The 14,130-nt window shown below is 63.1% G+C and carries 15 protein-coding genes; 8 read left to right on the top strand and 7 right to left on the bottom strand.

All coding sequences use genetic code 11. The features are described from left to right. Positions 1 to 27 precede the first annotated feature (27 nt). The 8 genes from JJJ17_RS03955 (at position 28) to JJJ17_RS03990 (ending at position 7,953) form a co-directional block, all read left to right on the top strand. On the top strand, positions 28 to 2,313 hold the full coding sequence (locus JJJ17_RS03955) for a bifunctional salicylyl-CoA 5-hydroxylase/oxidoreductase (RefSeq protein ID WP_200683933.1): 2,286 nt from the start codon (positions 28 to 30) through the stop codon (positions 2,311 to 2,313). After that, a complete protein-coding gene (locus JJJ17_RS03960; RefSeq protein WP_200683935.1) occupies positions 2,310 to 3,047 on the top strand; it encodes an SDR family NAD(P)-dependent oxidoreductase in 738 nt (245 codons plus the stop codon). Before JJJ17_RS03955 ends, JJJ17_RS03960 begins: the two co-directional genes overlap by 4 nt. Further along, positions 3,044 to 3,475, top strand: a complete 432-nt coding sequence (locus JJJ17_RS03965) for a MarR family winged helix-turn-helix transcriptional regulator (protein WP_200683937.1) — start codon at positions 3,044 to 3,046, stop codon at positions 3,473 to 3,475. The genes JJJ17_RS03960 and JJJ17_RS03965 overlap by 4 nt, the downstream gene beginning before the upstream one ends. After that, the gene (locus JJJ17_RS03970; protein ID WP_200683939.1) at positions 3,472 to 4,299 is read left to right on the top strand and encodes an enoyl-CoA hydratase family protein; all 828 of its coding nucleotides are present in this window, start codon (positions 3,472 to 3,474) and stop codon (positions 4,297 to 4,299) included. Before JJJ17_RS03965 ends, JJJ17_RS03970 begins: the two co-directional genes overlap by 4 nt. Before the next feature lie 3 nt (positions 4,300 to 4,302). Further along, the gene (locus JJJ17_RS03975; RefSeq protein ID WP_200683940.1) at positions 4,303 to 5,439 is read left to right on the top strand and encodes an acyl-CoA dehydrogenase family protein; all 1,137 of its coding nucleotides are present in this window, start codon (positions 4,303 to 4,305) and stop codon (positions 5,437 to 5,439) included. Beyond that, complete coding sequence (locus JJJ17_RS03980) at positions 5,436 to 5,855, top strand: acyl-CoA thioesterase (protein ID WP_200683941.1); 420 nt, start codon at positions 5,436 to 5,438, stop codon at positions 5,853 to 5,855. The genes JJJ17_RS03975 and JJJ17_RS03980 overlap by 4 nt, the downstream gene beginning before the upstream one ends. Further along, positions 5,845 to 6,243 (top strand): RidA family protein, encoded by a 399-nt coding sequence (locus tag JJJ17_RS03985; protein WP_200683942.1) that lies wholly within the window; start codon positions 5,845 to 5,847, stop codon positions 6,241 to 6,243. Before JJJ17_RS03980 ends, JJJ17_RS03985 begins: the two co-directional genes overlap by 11 nt. A 63-nt stretch (positions 6,244 to 6,306) precedes the next feature. Next, entirely contained in the window at positions 6,307 to 7,953 is a 1,647-nt protein-coding gene (locus tag JJJ17_RS03990) for an AMP-binding protein (RefSeq protein WP_200683943.1), read from the top strand. A 104-nt stretch (positions 7,954 to 8,057) separates the two neighbouring features. Here the strand turns inward: JJJ17_RS03990 and JJJ17_RS03995 are convergent, their stop codons facing one another. The 7 genes from JJJ17_RS03995 to JJJ17_RS04025 form a co-directional block, all read right to left on the bottom strand. Continuing rightward, positions 8,058 to 8,753, bottom strand: a complete 696-nt coding sequence (locus JJJ17_RS03995; RefSeq protein ID WP_200683944.1) for an ABC transporter ATP-binding protein — start codon at positions 8,751 to 8,753, stop codon at positions 8,058 to 8,060. Further along, on the bottom strand, positions 8,740 to 9,507 hold the full coding sequence (locus JJJ17_RS04000; RefSeq protein WP_200683945.1) for an ABC transporter ATP-binding protein: 768 nt from the start codon (positions 9,505 to 9,507) through the stop codon (positions 8,740 to 8,742). The genes JJJ17_RS03995 and JJJ17_RS04000 overlap by 14 nt, the downstream gene beginning before the upstream one ends. Beyond that, on the bottom strand, positions 9,504 to 10,472 hold the full coding sequence (locus JJJ17_RS04005; protein ID WP_200683946.1) for a branched-chain amino acid ABC transporter permease: 969 nt from the start codon (positions 10,470 to 10,472) through the stop codon (positions 9,504 to 9,506). Before JJJ17_RS04005 ends, JJJ17_RS04000 begins: the two co-directional genes overlap by 4 nt. Continuing rightward, entirely contained in the window at positions 10,469 to 11,392 is a 924-nt protein-coding gene (locus JJJ17_RS04010; protein WP_200683947.1) for a branched-chain amino acid ABC transporter permease, read from the bottom strand. Before JJJ17_RS04010 ends, JJJ17_RS04005 begins: the two co-directional genes overlap by 4 nt. 71 nt (positions 11,393 to 11,463) lie before the next feature. After that, positions 11,464 to 12,579: an ABC transporter substrate-binding protein gene (locus JJJ17_RS04015; protein WP_234463857.1), complete on the bottom strand. Its 1,116-nt coding sequence runs from the start codon at positions 12,577 to 12,579 to the stop codon at positions 11,464 to 11,466. A 159-nt stretch (positions 12,580 to 12,738) separates the two neighbouring features. Further along, positions 12,739 to 13,212 (bottom strand): MarR family winged helix-turn-helix transcriptional regulator, encoded by a 474-nt coding sequence (locus tag JJJ17_RS04020; protein ID WP_200683951.1) that lies wholly within the window; start codon positions 13,210 to 13,212, stop codon positions 12,739 to 12,741. 174 nt (positions 13,213 to 13,386) lie between these two features. Continuing rightward, positions 13,387 to 14,121, bottom strand: coding sequence for a Bax inhibitor-1/YccA family protein (locus JJJ17_RS04025; protein ID WP_200683953.1), 735 nt, complete (start codon positions 14,119 to 14,121; stop codon positions 13,387 to 13,389). Between the last annotated feature and the right edge of the window lie 9 nt (positions 14,122 to 14,130).

Here is a 14,130-nt window from a genome sequence, read left to right on the forward strand (position 1 = left end):
GGACCGAAGTCCGCGGGGAGGAATGGAATGAAGATCTTGTGCATGGGCGGGGGGCCTGCGGGTCTCTATTTCGCGATTTCGATGAAACTGCGCGATCCATCGCACAAGATCACCGTTCTGGAGCGCAACAAGGCGAATGACACCTTCGGCTGGGGGGTGGTGCTGTCGGACGATGCGCTTGGCCGGATGCAGCAGAACGACCCCGTCAGCACCGAGGCGATCCGCAGCCATTTCGCCTATTGGGACGACATCGCCGTGATCCATGACGGCGAACGGACGGTGTCGGGCGGCCACGGCTTTGCCGGGATCGGGCGCAAGCAGATGCTGATCCTGCTGCAACAGCGGGCGCGCGAGCTGGACATCGATCTGCAATTCGAAACCGAGTTCCGCACCGCCGAAGAATACCGCCGCGAATATGATCTGGTCGTTGGCAGCGACGGCATCAACTCGCTGGTCCGTCAGGAATATGCGCAGGTTTTCAAGCCCGATATCGACACGCGTCAATGCAAATTCGTCTGGCTGGGCACCGATCAGAAATTCGACGACGCTTTCACCTTCATCTTCGAAAAGACCGAACATGGCTGGGTCTGGGCGCATGTCTATCAGTTCGACGACAGCACCGCGACGTTCATCGTCGAGACCTTGCCCGAGACGTGGGAGAAGCTGGGCTTCCCCGATATGTCGAAGGAAGAAACGGTCGAAACCTGCCGCCGGATCTTTGCGCGGCATCTGGACGGGCATTCGCTACGCTCGAACGCGGCGCATCTGCGCGGCTCGGCGGTGTGGATGCAGTTCCCTCGGGTGATCTGTGAGCAGTGGTATCACGAGAATGTCGTGCTGATGGGCGATGCTGCGGCGACGGCGCATTTTTCAATCGGCTCGGGGACGCGGCTGGCCTTTGACAGCGCAATCGCGCTGGCGGAATACCTGCATTCCGAACCGACGATGGAACGCGCGTTCGAGCGGTATCAGGAGGAACGCCGGCTGGAAGTGCTGCGCCTGCAATCGGCGGCGCGTAACAGCCTTGAATGGTTCGAACAGGTCGAGCGGTATCTGGACATGGACCCGGTCCAGTTCGCCTATTCCCTGCTGACCCGCAGTCAGCGGATCAGCCATGAAAACCTGCGCCTGCGCGATCCTGAATGGCTGGCCTCGGCGGAAGACTGGTTTCAGCGAAAGGCGGGCGGTGCGCCCGGCCATCGCCCGATGTTTGCGCCGTTCCGTCTGCGCAACATGGCGCTGAAGAACCGCATCGTCATGTCGCCGATGGCGCAATACAAGGCCGTGGACGGCAGCCCGACCGACTGGCACCTGATCCATTACGCCGAACGCGCCAAGGGCGGCGCGGCGATGATCTATACCGAGATGACATGCGTGTCGGCAGAGGGCCGTATCACCCCCGGCTGCCCCGGCCTCTATGCCGCCGAACATGAGACGGCGTGGAAGCGGTTGGCCGATTTCATCCATGCCGAGACCTCGTGCAAGCTCTGCATCCAGATCGGCCATTCCGGGCGCAAGGGTTCGACCTGCGTGCCGTGGGACGGGGGGATGGATGCGCCGCTGGCTTCCGGCAACTGGCAACTGATGGCGGCAAGCCCTATCGCTTACAAACCCGCCAACGCCGTGCCGAAGGAAATGGACCGCGCCGATATGGATATGGTCCGCGACCAGTTCGTGGCTTCGACCGAAATGGCTGCGCGGGCCGGTGCCGACATGATCGAGATGCACGCGGCCCATGGCTATCTGCTGGCGACCTTCATCTCGCCCATCACCAACAAGCGGACCGATGATTATGGCGGCTCGCTGGAAAACCGGATGCGCTATCCGCTGGAGGTGCTGCGGGCGATGCGCGCCGCATGGGGCGAGGAAAAGCCGATGTCGGTCAGGATCTCGGCCAATGACTGGATCGATGGCGGCGTGGACCCGGAAGAGGCGGTCGAGATCGCCAAGATGTTCGCAGCGGCGGGGGCGGATATCATCGACGTTTCCTCGGGCCAGACCGATCCTGCGGAACAGCCGATCTATGGCCGCATGTTCCAGACGCCTTTCAGCGACCGCATCCGGAACGAGGCCGGGCTTGCCACGATGACCGTGGGCAATATCAGCGATTTCGATCAGGTGAATGGCATCCTGATGGCGGGCCGCGCCGATCTGGTCTGCCTTGCCCGCGCCCATCTGGCCAATCCTTACTGGACGCTGCACGCCGCCGTCGAACAGGGCGAGACCGGGGTGGAATGGCCCGCGCCCTACAAGGGCGGTCGCGATCTTCTGTATCGCCTGCACGAACGTCAGCAGGAAGCGATCCGGGCATGAGCGTCGCGGGCAAGCGCGTTCTCATTACCGGAGGCGGCACCGGCGTTGGCGCCGATCTTGCCGCGGGCTTTGCCGCAGCCGGGGCCGAGGTGGTGATCTGCGGTCGCCGTGAAGGTCCGCTGGCATCGGTCGCCGAACACACCGGCGCGCGCTTCGTGACTGCCGATGTCACCAGCGAAGCCGATTTAAAGCGCCTCTTTGCCGAGGCCGGGCGGTGCGACATTGTCATCGCCAATGCGGGGGCGGCGGATAGCGCGCCTTTGGGCCGGACCACGCTGGAGCAATGGAACGCCACGCTGGCCGTCAACCTGACCGGCACTTTCCTGACCTTCCGCGAGGGCTTGGCGCAGATGCCCGGTTGGGGGCGGCTGATCGCGGTGGCCTCGACCGCCGGGCTGAAGGGCTATGCCTATGTTGCGCCCTATGCGGCGGCGAAGCATGGGGTGGTGGGGCTGGTCCGGTCGCTGGCGCTGGAGGTGGCGAAGAAGCCGGTCACGGTGAATGCGCTTTGTCCGGGGTTTCTCGATACGGAAATGACCGACCGATCTGTGGCGACGATCACCGAAAAGACCGGGATGAGCGCCGAAGATGCCCGCGCCACGCTGGCCGCCGCCAATCCGCAGAAACGCCTGATCCAGCCTGCCGAGGTGACCGCCGCCGCCCTGTGGCTCTGCGCGCCGGGGTCCGAGGGGATCAACGGCCAGCCCATCGCGATTGCCGGGGGGGAGACATGACCGAAGGCAGCAAGCGGCGGCTGAAGATGTGGATCCGGCTTTTGGGCGTCACCCGCCGGGCCGAGGGCGAGCTGCGCGAATATCTGCGTCTCACCCATGACACGACGCTGCCGCGTTTCGACGTGATGGCGGCGCTTTATCGGCGGCGCGACGGGCTGACCATGGGCGAGCTGTCGCGGATGCTGCTGGTCTCCAACGGCAATGCGACGGTGGTGGTGGATCGGCTGGAAAAGGACGGGCTGGCCCGGCGTATTCCGTCGGAAACCGACCGGCGCGCGGTCTCGGTTGTGCTGACGCCCGAAGGGCTGGCGGCGTTCGAGGCGCAGGCGGCGGGCCATGAGGTCGAGGTGACGCGACTGTTCGCACGGCTGAGCGACGACGATGTGGACGCGATCACGGATATTCTGAAGAGGGCGGAGAAGACATGAGCAATCTCACCAGAACCGAGCTTGCCGGGCTGAGCCCCAAGCATTTCCAGTGGGAGGTCAGCGACCGCATCGCCACCGTCCGTCTGGACCGCCCCGACCGCAAGAACCCGCTGACCTTCGAAAGCTATGCCGAATTGCGCGACACGTTTCGGGCGCTGGTCTATGCGACGGATGTCGATGTGGTGATCTTTGCCTCGAATGGCGGGAATTTCAGTTCCGGCGGCGATGTGCATGACATCATCGGCCCGCTTGTCGGCATGGATATGAAGGATCTGCTGGCCTTTACCCGGATGACCGGCGATCTGGTCAAGGCGATGATCGGCTGCGGCAAGCCGATCATTGCGGCGGTCGATGGTGTGGCCGTGGGGGCAGGGGCGATCATCGCCATGGCCTCGGATCTGCGGCTGGCAACGCCCGAGGCGAAATGCGCCTTCCTGTTCACCCGCGTCGGTCTGGCCGGTTGCGATATGGGCGCCTGCGCCATGCTGCCGCGCATCATCGGGCAGGGGCGGGCGGCGGAATTGCTTTATACAGGTCGCGCCATGTCGGCGGAGGAGGGCAAGGCCTGGGGCTTCTGGAACGCGATCCACCCTGCCGATCAATTGGAGGCCGAGGCCCGGAAGCTGGCTGAACGGATCGCTGCCGGGCCGGTCTTTGCGCATGGCATCACCAAGACGCAGATCAATCAGGAATGGAATATGGGGCTGGAGCAGGCGATCGAGGCCGAGGCTCAGGCACAGGCGATCTGCATGCAGACCCGCGATTTCGAACGCGCCTATCGCGCCTTCGTCGCCAAGGAAAAGCCGGTTTTTCAGGGGGATTGAGCCGTGGCAGATCAAAGTTTCCTGAACTGGCCCTTCTTCGAGGACCGTCACCGCGAATTGGCATCGGCGCTGGATGAATGGTGCGCGGCGCATCTGCCGGTCGATCACGGCGATGTCGATGCCGCCTGCAAGGGGCTGGTCGCGGCGCTTGGTGCGGCAGGTTTCCTGCGCCATTCAGGTGCGGCCGAGGGTGAGCGATTGGATGTCCGTAGCCTGTGCCTCACCCGCGAAACACTTGCCCGCCACGACGCGCTGGCCGATTTTGCCTTCGCGATGCAGGGGCTTGGCATGGGGGCGATTTCGCTTTTCGGCACGCCGGGCCAGCGTGAATGGCTGGAGAGGACCCGGGCAGGAGAGGCGATTTCGGCATTCGCGCTGACCGAGCCAGGCTCTGGCTCGGATGTGGCGAATACCGCGACCACGGCTGAACGTGTCGTGGGTGGCTGGCGGCTGACTGGCGAGAAAACCTATATCTCGAACGGCGGCATCGCCGATCTTTACGTGATCTTCGCGCGGACCGGCGAGGCTCCGGGCGCGCGCGGCCTGTCCGCCTTCCTGATGCCCGCCGACAGCCCCGGCCTGACCATCGCCGAACGGATCGAGGTGATCGCGCCGCATCCCCTTGCCACGCTGAAGCTGGACAAGGTGTTCCTACCCGATGAGGCCCTGATCGGTGAATCGGGTGCGGGCTTCAAGCTGGCCATGTCGGTGCTGGACGTGTTCCGCCCCACGGTCGGCGCGGCGGCGCTTGGCATGGCGCGGCGCGCGCTGGACGAGGCGCTGGAGCGCACGCAAACCCGCCGCATTCAGGGCCAGCCGCTTAGCGATCTGCAACTGGTTCAGGGGCATCTGGCTGATATGGCGCTGAAGGTCGATGCCGCCGCTTTGCTGGTCTATCGCGCCGCTTGGGCGAAGGATATGGGCGCGCCGCGCATCACCCGCGAAGCCGCGATGGCGAAACTTTACGCCACCGAGGCCGCGCAAGAGGTGATCGACGCCGCCCTGCAACTGCATGGCGGCGACGGCGTGCGGCACGGCGTCAAGGTCGAGGAGCTTTACCGCGATATCCGCGCCCTGCGCATCTATGAAGGGGCCAGCGACGTGCAACGGGTCGTCATCGCGCGGAGCATCCTTGGATGATCTATCGCCGCCGGATACAGGTCGAGTTCAACCATTGCGACCCGGCGGGGATCGTGTTTTATCCGCGCTATTTCGAGATGCTGAACTCGGTGATCGAGAACTTCTTCGCCGAAGTGCTGAGCTATTCCTTCGCGCGCATTCATATCGACGAAGGCTGCGCGGTGCCGACAGTGAAGATCGACACCGATTTCCGCGCCCCTTCGCGCCTGGGCGAGGTGCTGGATTTCACGCTTGAGGTCGAACATGTCGGCGGCTCCAGCTTGCGATTGGCGCAGGTGGTCAGTGTGGACGGTCAGGTGAAGCTGGAACACCGCTCGACCATCGTTTGGGTTGGCCGTGACGGCAAGGCCGCTGGCTGGCCGGGGATCATTCGAGACAAAATCATTGAATTCAAGGAGACACGGGATGGTGCATGAGGTTCTGCATCCGAGGAACTGGAAAGCCACGCCCGGCTATTCCAACGGCATGGCCGCGACCGGACGGATGGTGTTCACCGGCGGCATGATCGGCTGGAACGACCAGCAGGAATTCGAGACGGACGATTTCGCCGGTCAGGTCCGCACCGCGCTGGCTTCCATCGTCGCCGTTCTGGCCGAAGCTGGCGCCCGGCCTGAACATCTGGTGCGGCTGACATGGTATGTCACTGACAAGAAAGAATATCTTGGCGCGCTGAAAGAGATCGGGGCGGCCTACAAGGAAACCATCGGCCGCCACTATCCGGCGATGGCGCTGGTTCAGGTGGTGGCGCTGGTCGAGGACCGCGCCAAGGTCGAGATCGAGGCGACTGCGGTGATCCCCGCCTGACAAAAGGACAATCGCGGGACAGGGCACGCCAAGATGCCCGCCCGCCCAACTGGGAGAATGAAGATGACCGCAAATGCGCCGCTTGGACCTTCGGCCCATATCGACACGTTCACCCGCGACAACCTGCCTGCGGCGGAGAGCTGGCCCGAACTGGACCTGACCGGCTTCGACTATCCCGAATATCTGAACGCGGCGGTCGAACTGACCGACCGGATGGTCGAAAAGGGCTTCGGCGACCATGTGGCGCTGATCGGCAATGGCCGCTCGCGCACCTATAAAGAGCTTTCGGACTGGTCGAACCGCATTGCCCATGCGCTGGTCGAGGATTTCGGCGTAAAGCCAGGCAATCGGGTGATGATCCGCTCGGCCAACAACCCGGCAATGGTGGCCTGCTGGCTGGCGGCGACCAAGGCGGGGGCGGTTGCGGTCAATACGATGCCGATGCTGCGGGCGGGAGAGTTGGCGAAGCTGGTGGACAAGGCCCAGATCAGCCACGCGCTTTGCGATACGCGGATGATCGAGGAACTGGCGTTGTGCCAGAAGCAAAGCGATTTTCTGACAACCGTGGTCGGTTTCGACGGCACTGCCAATCACGATGCCGAACTGGACCGGGTGGCGCTGAAGAAGCCGGTGCACTTTAATGCGGTCCAGACCGGGCGCGATGATGTGGCGCTGCTGGGCTTTACCTCGGGGACGACGGGCGAGGCAAAGGCCACCATGCATTTCCACCGCGATCTGCTGGTCATCGCGGATGGCTATGCAAAGGAAGTGCTGAACGTGACGCCCGAGGATGTGTTCATCGGCAGCCCGCCTTTGGCCTTTACTTTCGGGCTGGGCGGTCTGGCGATCTTCCCCTTGCGCTTTGGTGCGGCGGCGACGCTGCTGGAACAGGCCAGCCCCCCGAACATGATCCAGATGATCGAGGAACACCGCGCCACAGTCTGCTTCACCGCGCCGACGGCCTATCGGGTGATGCTGCGCGCGATGGATGAGGGCGCGGATTTGTCCAGTCTGCGCGCGGCGGTTAGCGCGGGCGAGACGCTGCCCGCGCCGGTTTTCGAGGAATGGAAAGCCAAGACCGGCAAGCCGATGCTGGACGGGATCGGCGCGACCGAGATGCTGCATATCTTCATATCGAACCGCTTCGACGACCACTTGCCGGGCTGCACCGGCAAGCCTGTATCCGGCTATCAGGCGAAGATCGTCGGCGACGACATGCAGGAACTGCCGCGCGGCGAAACGGGTCGTCTGGCGGTGCGTGGGCCGACCGGCTGCCGCTACATGACCGACGCGGCGAAGCAGGCGGTCTATGTCCGCGACGGCTGGAACCTGACCGGCGACGCCTTCTGGCAGGACGAGGACGGCCATTTCCACTTCGCCGCCCGCACCGACGATATCATCCTGTCATCCGGCTATAACATCGCGGGACCAGAGGTCGAGGCGGCGCTGCTGGCCCATCCCGCTGTGCAGGAATGCGCGGTGATCGGGGTTGCGGATGACGAGCGCGGCCAGATCGTGCAGGCGCATGTGGTGCTGGCAGAAGGCTATGCGGGCGATGCGCTGATGGTGCGGGTGTTGCAGGATCACGTGAAGGCGACGATTGCACCGTTCAAATATCCGCGGAGCGTTGTGTTCACGGATGCGCTTCCGAAGACGGCGACCGGGAAGATCCAGCGGTTCCAGTTGCGAAAGACGGCGGGCGAGGCATAGGCAGGCTGGGGGCGCTTCGCCCCCGTCGCCTGCTGGTTCTCGAACCAGCGGCGTACCAGCAGGCAACCCCCCGAGGATATTTGCGTGAAGAAGAAGCCCGGGGTTCAGACCTGAAGGAAGCGGCTTTTGACATCGGGGGTTGCGATCAGGTCGGGGGTGGTGCCGGTCCAGACGACCTTGCCCTTCTCGATCACCACATGGCGGTCGGCAAAGCGGACCAGCGCGTCCACGTTCTTGTCGATGACCAGGATCGCCTCGCCCTCGTCCTTCAGGTGGCGCAGGCAGGACCAGATTTCCTCGCGGATCAGCGGGGCCAGCCCTTCGGTCGCCTCGTCCAGCACCAGAAGCGCTGGATTGGTCATCAGCGCCCGTCCTACCGCCAGCATCTGCTGTTCGCCGCCTGAAAGCTGATCTCCCATATTGCGGCGTCGTTCCTTCAGGCGCGGGAAGAGGGCATAGACCCGGTCCAGCGTCCATTTCGCCTTGCCGCGTGTGCGGGCGGTGGCGATCAGGTTTTCCTCGGTCGTCAGCGGCGCGAAGACCTGCCGTCCTTCCGGCACAAGGCCCAGACCGGCGCGGGCGATCAGATGCGGGGCTGCCGCAGTGAGGTCGCGCCCCTCGATCGAGACTTTGCCAGACGAGGGGCGCAGCAGTCCGAAGATCGAACGGACAGTGGTTGTCTTGCCCATGCCGTTGCGGCCCAGAAGCGTGACCACCTCGCCACGCGCGACGGATAGATCGATGCCGAACAGCACCCGGCTGTCGCCATAGGCGGCCTGCAAACCTTCAACCGAGAGCATCGGACACCTCTTCTTCACCCAGATAGGCGGCGCGGACCTTGGCATCGGCGCGGACCTCGGCCGGGGTTCCGCTGGCGACGATCTGACCATAGACCAGCACCGATACGCGGTCGGCCAAGGCAAAGACCGCATTCATGTCATGCTCGATCAGCACCATCGTCACCCGGCTTTTCAACGTATCAAACAGCGCGATCAGCTGCGCGGCTTCCTCATGTCCGGTGCCTGCCAGCGGTTCATCCAGCAGCAAGAGCCGCGGTTGTGTGGCCAGAGCGACGGCCATTTCAAGCTGGCGTTTCTCTCCGTGGCTCAGCGATCCGGCCACCCGGCCCTCACGTCCGGCAAGACCGACATCGGCCAGATATTGCATCGCTTCGTCGTTCAGCGCCTGCTCGGTCGCGGCGGGGCGGAAGAAGCGGAAGGACGACCCGGCCCGCGCCTGCACCGCCAGCGCCACGTTTTCCAATGCGGTGAAACCGGCCAGCAGCGTGGTGATCTGGAAAGACCGCGCCAGCCCCTTTTGCACGCGAGAGGCCATATCCAACCGGGTAACATCCTCGCCCGCATAGACCACCGTGCCGCTGTCCGGGCGCAACTGTCCCGAAAGCTGGGCGATCAGCGTGGTCTTGCCCGCGCCGTTCGGGCCGATGATGGCGTGAAGCTGTCCCTCATCGACATCGAGCGACACATTCTGCGTGACCTTCAGCGCGCCATAGGCTTTGCTCAACCCCTCGACGCGCAGCAATGGCTGGCTCATTTTCCGCCCCTTATCAGATTGAGACGGCGCAGCAGCCCTGTCAGCCCGCCGGGCGAGAACAATGCCACCAGCACAAGGATCAGGCCGAAGCCCAGCCGCCAGTGTTCGGACCAGCGGGCCAGCCCTTCCTCCAATCCGACGGTGATCAGCGCGCCGGCCATGGCGCCGGTCAGGCTGCCGATGCCGCCAAGGACCAGCATGACGATCATCTCACCCGAGCGGTGCCAGCTCATATAGGCGGGCGAGACATAGACCGCCTGATTGGCCAGCATCACCCCGGCGATGGCGCAAAGGCAGGCGGCGATGACATAGGCGGTCAGTTGATAGGGGAAGGGGCGAAAGCCGATGGCCTGCATGCGCAGCGCGCTTTCACGGGTGCCGGTCAGCACCCGCCCGAAGCGCGACAGGGTCAGCCGGTAAAGCCCGGCGAACACAGCGACCAGCAGGGCCAGCGTGACATAGAACAGCCCTTGTGTTGTTTGCAGCAGCGGGATGCCCAAGACGGTCGAGCGTGCCCGAAGTGCCACCCCGTCATCGCCGCCAAGGGCCGAAAACGACACGAAGAAGAAGAACGCCATCTGCCCGAAGGCGAGGGTGATCATGATGAAATAGACGCCTCGGGTTCGCAGGCTTATTGCGCCGGTCACCACCGCGAACAGCGCCGCTGCCGCCATCGCCGCCAATATCTGCAGCAGCAGGTCATTAATCCCGGCGCGGGACAGGATCGCCACCGCATAGGCGCCGAAGCCCAGATAGGCGGCATGGCCAAAGGACACCATCGCACCATAGCCAAGGATCAGGTCCAACGACAGCGCGGCAATGGCGAAGACCATCATGCGAGTGGCGACGACGATCAGAAAAGGCTCGCCAATGGCTTGCGCGATCGGCGGAACGACGGCGAGAAGGGCGAAGATCACCAGTGCCAGTTTTAGGCGAGGTGCGAGGCGGGGGCGAAGGTCGCTCATTGCGACACCTTGCGCCCGAAAAGGCCGGCAGGTCGCCAGAACAACACTGCCGCCATCAGGATATAGACCAGCATCGGGGCTATGGTGCGTCCGGCCTGCGCGGCGGCGGCGGGCTCCATCACCAGCCGCAACAGGATCGGGCCGAACATGCGGCCCAGCGTATCGACGATGCCCACCAGCAGCGCGGCATAGAACGCGCCTTTGACCGAGCCGACGCCGCCGATGACGATGACCACAAATGTCAGGATCAGGATGGAATCGCCCATGCCCGGATCGACCGACAGGATTGGCGACACGATTGCCCCGGCAAAGCCCGCCAGCATCGCGCCCGCCGCAAAGACCAGCATGAACAGCCGGTTGATGTCGGTTCCAAGCGCCGACACCATCGATCTGTTCGCCGCCCCCGCCCGCAACAGCATGCCGACGCGGGTGCGGGCGATCACGAACCACAGGCCAATCGCGACGCTTAACCCGACGCCGATCACCGCGATCCGATAGACCGGATAGCGCATCGGCCCGGCCAGCGGGACCGAGCCGGACAGCATCTCGGGCATGGCGACCGATAGCGGCGCGGAGCCCCAGAAGATTTTTACCAGTTCCGACAGCACCAGCACCAACCCGAAGGTCGCCAGCACCTGATCCAGATGTGATCGGTCGTAAAGCCTTCGGAAAACCAGAAGCTCCAACACCAGACCGACGGCCAGCGTCACCGGCAGGACCAGCGCCAGAGACAGCCAGAAATTCCCGGTCGTTCCCATCATCATCGCCATCACATAGCCGCCGACCATGTAAAGCACGCCATGCGCGATATTGATGAAGTCCATGATGCCGAAAACCAGCGTCAGACCCGCCGCCACCAGAAACAGCAGAATGCCGAACTGCGCGCCGTTAAGCAGTTGCAGAAGGAAAAGGTTGAACATGGTCCCCCTCGGATGCGGATGCCGGACCCATGGGCGGGTCCGGGGCGTCCGTCAGTGATGCCCGGTGGACATCAGTTCATCGGGCATTCGCCGACATGGGAATCCGCTGCCTGCGTGAAGACCTTCTCGACGACCGAGGTGCGATAGAAGCCTTCGTCATCCTTGATCGCCTTGGTCAGGTAGAAGTCCTGAATCGGGAAGTTGTTGGACGAAAAGCTCAGCTCGCCGCGCAGGCTTGGGAAATCGGCGGCCTTCAACGCGGTGCGCAAAGCCTCGCGATCTTCGGTTCCGGCGGCGGTGACGGCGCTGTCGATCAGCATCATCGCATCATAGCCGCCCATCGCGTAGAGCGAGGGCACGCGGCCATATGCCTCCTTAAAGGCGGTGACGAATTCGGCATTGCCCGGCGTGTCCAGATCCGGGGCCCAGTTTGATCCGGTCAACATCCCCAAAGCCGCGTCCTGTTCGGCGGGCAGAGTGGTCTCATCGACGGTGAAGGCCGACATCAGCGGGATCGAGGAAAGCCCCGCCTGATTCCACTGCTTGACCAGATTGACGCCCATGCCGCCCGGCATGAAGGCATAGACCGCCTCGGGCTGCGATGCGGCGATCTGCGCAAGCTCGCCCGAGAAATCAAGCTGGCCTAGCGGCACATACAGCTCTCCCGCGACGGTGCCGGAATAAAGCGCCTTGAACCCGTTCAGACTGTCTTGCCCGGCCTGATAGTTCGGCGCGATCAGATAGACATTGGCAATGCCCTGCTGGTTCATATGCTGGGCCAGCACCTGCGGCATCTGGTCGTTCTGATACGAGACGACGAAGATATCCGGGTTGCAGTCCTTGCCCGCGAAATTCGACGGACCGGCATTGGGCGAAACGAGGATACCCCCGGCAGAGGTCACCGGCCCGGCAATCGCGGTCATGATGTTGGAAAAGATCGGCCCGACCACGAAATCCGCGCCCTGACCCTCAACCAGTTCTCGCGCCTTTTGCGCGGCAATGTCGGGTTTGCCCTCATCATCGACGATGACCAGTTCGACGTCGCGCCCGCCGATCTTGCCCTCCAGCGCCTTCTCGGCCAGAAGGATGCCGTCGCGGGCATGTTCACCCAGAACGGCGGGCGGGCCGGACAGGGTCAGAAGAACGCCGATCTTGACCGGGTCTTCGGCGAAAGCGGCGGAGGTCATGGCTAGACCTAGCGCGGTCGAAACAGCAAGATAACGCATTGACGATGGCTCCCGTTGAAGATCTGAATTCCGTGATTCAGTTGCAAACAATTTCATACTTAAAATTTCCATCACGCAAGAAAAAACTGGTCGGGAATGCGGTGGCACTGTCTGGGTCGATTATCGCGGGGTCTTGTGGCGAATATCCAGCATGATGGAAATGCCGCGCGCCGCGTCGGCCTCGGTCACCTGTTCGAACAGTTCATCGATCCAGCCGAGATGTTCGGCGGTGATCTGGCGCATCAGGCGATCACCCTGGGCGCTGATGCGGATTCTGTAGGCGCGGCGGTCGGTCTCGATGGTCTCGCGCTGCGCCAGACCGTCAGCGACAAGGCGGTCAACGATGCCGGTGACATTGCCGTTCGAGACCATCAATTGCTGTGAGAGTTCGGTCATCCGTAACCCGTCCGGCGCGGCCATAAGCGCGGCCAGCACGTCGAAGCGAGGCAGGGTCATGTCATGCTGCTGCCGCAATCGGTCGCGCAGATCAGCCTCGACGAAGCGCACGGCCTTCAGCATCTGTAGCCAGAGACGCAACCGCTGACGGGCCAGACCCGGATCTGTTGTCGTCTCGGTCTGCTCGGCCTCTGGCATCGATTTGGTCCCCCATCGTCGTGCCAGTTATTTCATGCATAAAATTTTTAAGTGAGCAAAGGAAACCGTGCAGGACGCTTTCGGAACTTCGCTGCTGCCGTCGTGCGGAGAACGAGGCATGAAAAAACCCGCCAGATTTAATCTGGCGGGTTTTCGATTTCGACGGGGAACAGATTACTCTCTGTTGCCCAGGAATTGCAGGAGGAACATGAACAGGTTCAGGAAGTCCAGATAAAGCTGCAACGCGCCCATGATGGCGGTTTTGCCAAGGAATTCGCTGTCCGAGCCGGCAAGGCGCAGATAGGTGTTCTTGATGTTCTGCGTGTCATACGCGGTAAGACCGGCGAAGATCAGCACGCCGAGGGCCGAAATCGCGAACTGCATCCCCGAAGATTGCAGGAAGATGTTCACGATCGAGGCGACGATCAGGCCGATCACGCCCATGATCAGGAAGCTGCCCCACCCCGAGATGTCTTTCTTCGTGGTATAGCCCCACAGCGAAAGACCGGCGAAGGCAATTGCCGTCACAAGAAATGTCTGCACGATCGAAGTGCCGGTGAAGACCAGAAAGATCGAACTGATCGACACACCCATCAGGGCGGCGAAGCCATAGAAGACCATCGTCGCGGCCGAAACCGAAAGACGGTTCAGCGCAGCACCGAAGCCGAACACCACGAGCAGCGGTGCAAACATCAGCACCCATTTCAGCGGCGAGTTGTAAAGGGCATTCGCCAGCGCCGGATTGCTCATCGCGGCGGTGCTGGTGCCGTAGGCTGCGACGGCGGTCACACCCATGCCGACCGCCATCAGCCCATAAACTTTGTTCATATAGGCCCGCAGGCCTTCGTCGATCACCGCCGAGCGGGTGCCGACGCCCTGCGCGGTACGGTACGTGTTGTAATCTGCCATCAAAGTCTC

This window comes from Paracoccus caeni, assembly GCF_016629665.1.
Lineage (GTDB): Bacteria > Pseudomonadota > Alphaproteobacteria > Rhodobacterales > Rhodobacteraceae > Paracoccus > Paracoccus caeni.

Coding starts and splice junctions, on each gene's coding strand:
- JJJ17_RS03955 (WP_200683933.1), top strand. CDS start 28: ATGAAGATCTTGTGCATGGGCGGGGGGCCTGCGGGTCTCTATTTCGCG.
- JJJ17_RS03960 (WP_200683935.1), top strand. CDS start 2,310: ATGAGCGTCGCGGGCAAGCGCGTTCTCATTACCGGAGGCGGCACCGGC.
- JJJ17_RS03965 (WP_200683937.1), top strand. CDS start 3,044: ATGACCGAAGGCAGCAAGCGGCGGCTGAAGATGTGGATCCGGCTTTTG.
- JJJ17_RS03970 (WP_200683939.1), top strand. CDS start 3,472: ATGAGCAATCTCACCAGAACCGAGCTTGCCGGGCTGAGCCCCAAGCAT.
- JJJ17_RS03980 (WP_200683941.1), top strand. CDS start 5,436: ATGATCTATCGCCGCCGGATACAGGTCGAGTTCAACCATTGCGACCCG.
- JJJ17_RS03985 (WP_200683942.1), top strand. CDS start 5,845: ATGGTGCATGAGGTTCTGCATCCGAGGAACTGGAAAGCCACGCCCGGC.
- JJJ17_RS03990 (WP_200683943.1), top strand. CDS start 6,307: ATGACCGCAAATGCGCCGCTTGGACCTTCGGCCCATATCGACACGTTC.
- JJJ17_RS03995 (WP_200683944.1), bottom strand. CDS start 8,753: ATGCTCTCGGTTGAAGGTTTGCAGGCCGCCTATGGCGACAGCCGGGTG.
- JJJ17_RS04000 (WP_200683945.1), bottom strand. CDS start 9,507: ATGAGCCAGCCATTGCTGCGCGTCGAGGGGTTGAGCAAAGCCTATGGC.
- JJJ17_RS04005 (WP_200683946.1), bottom strand. CDS start 10,472: ATGAGCGACCTTCGCCCCCGCCTCGCACCTCGCCTAAAACTGGCACTG.
- JJJ17_RS04010 (WP_200683947.1), bottom strand. CDS start 11,392: ATGTTCAACCTTTTCCTTCTGCAACTGCTTAACGGCGCGCAGTTCGGC.
- JJJ17_RS04015 (WP_234463857.1), bottom strand. CDS start 12,579: ATGACCTCCGCCGCTTTCGCCGAAGACCCGGTCAAGATCGGCGTTCTT.
- JJJ17_RS04020 (WP_200683951.1), bottom strand. CDS start 13,212: ATGCCAGAGGCCGAGCAGACCGAGACGACAACAGATCCGGGTCTGGCC.
- JJJ17_RS04025 (WP_200683953.1), bottom strand. CDS start 14,121: ATGGCAGATTACAACACGTACCGTACCGCGCAGGGCGTCGGCACCCGC.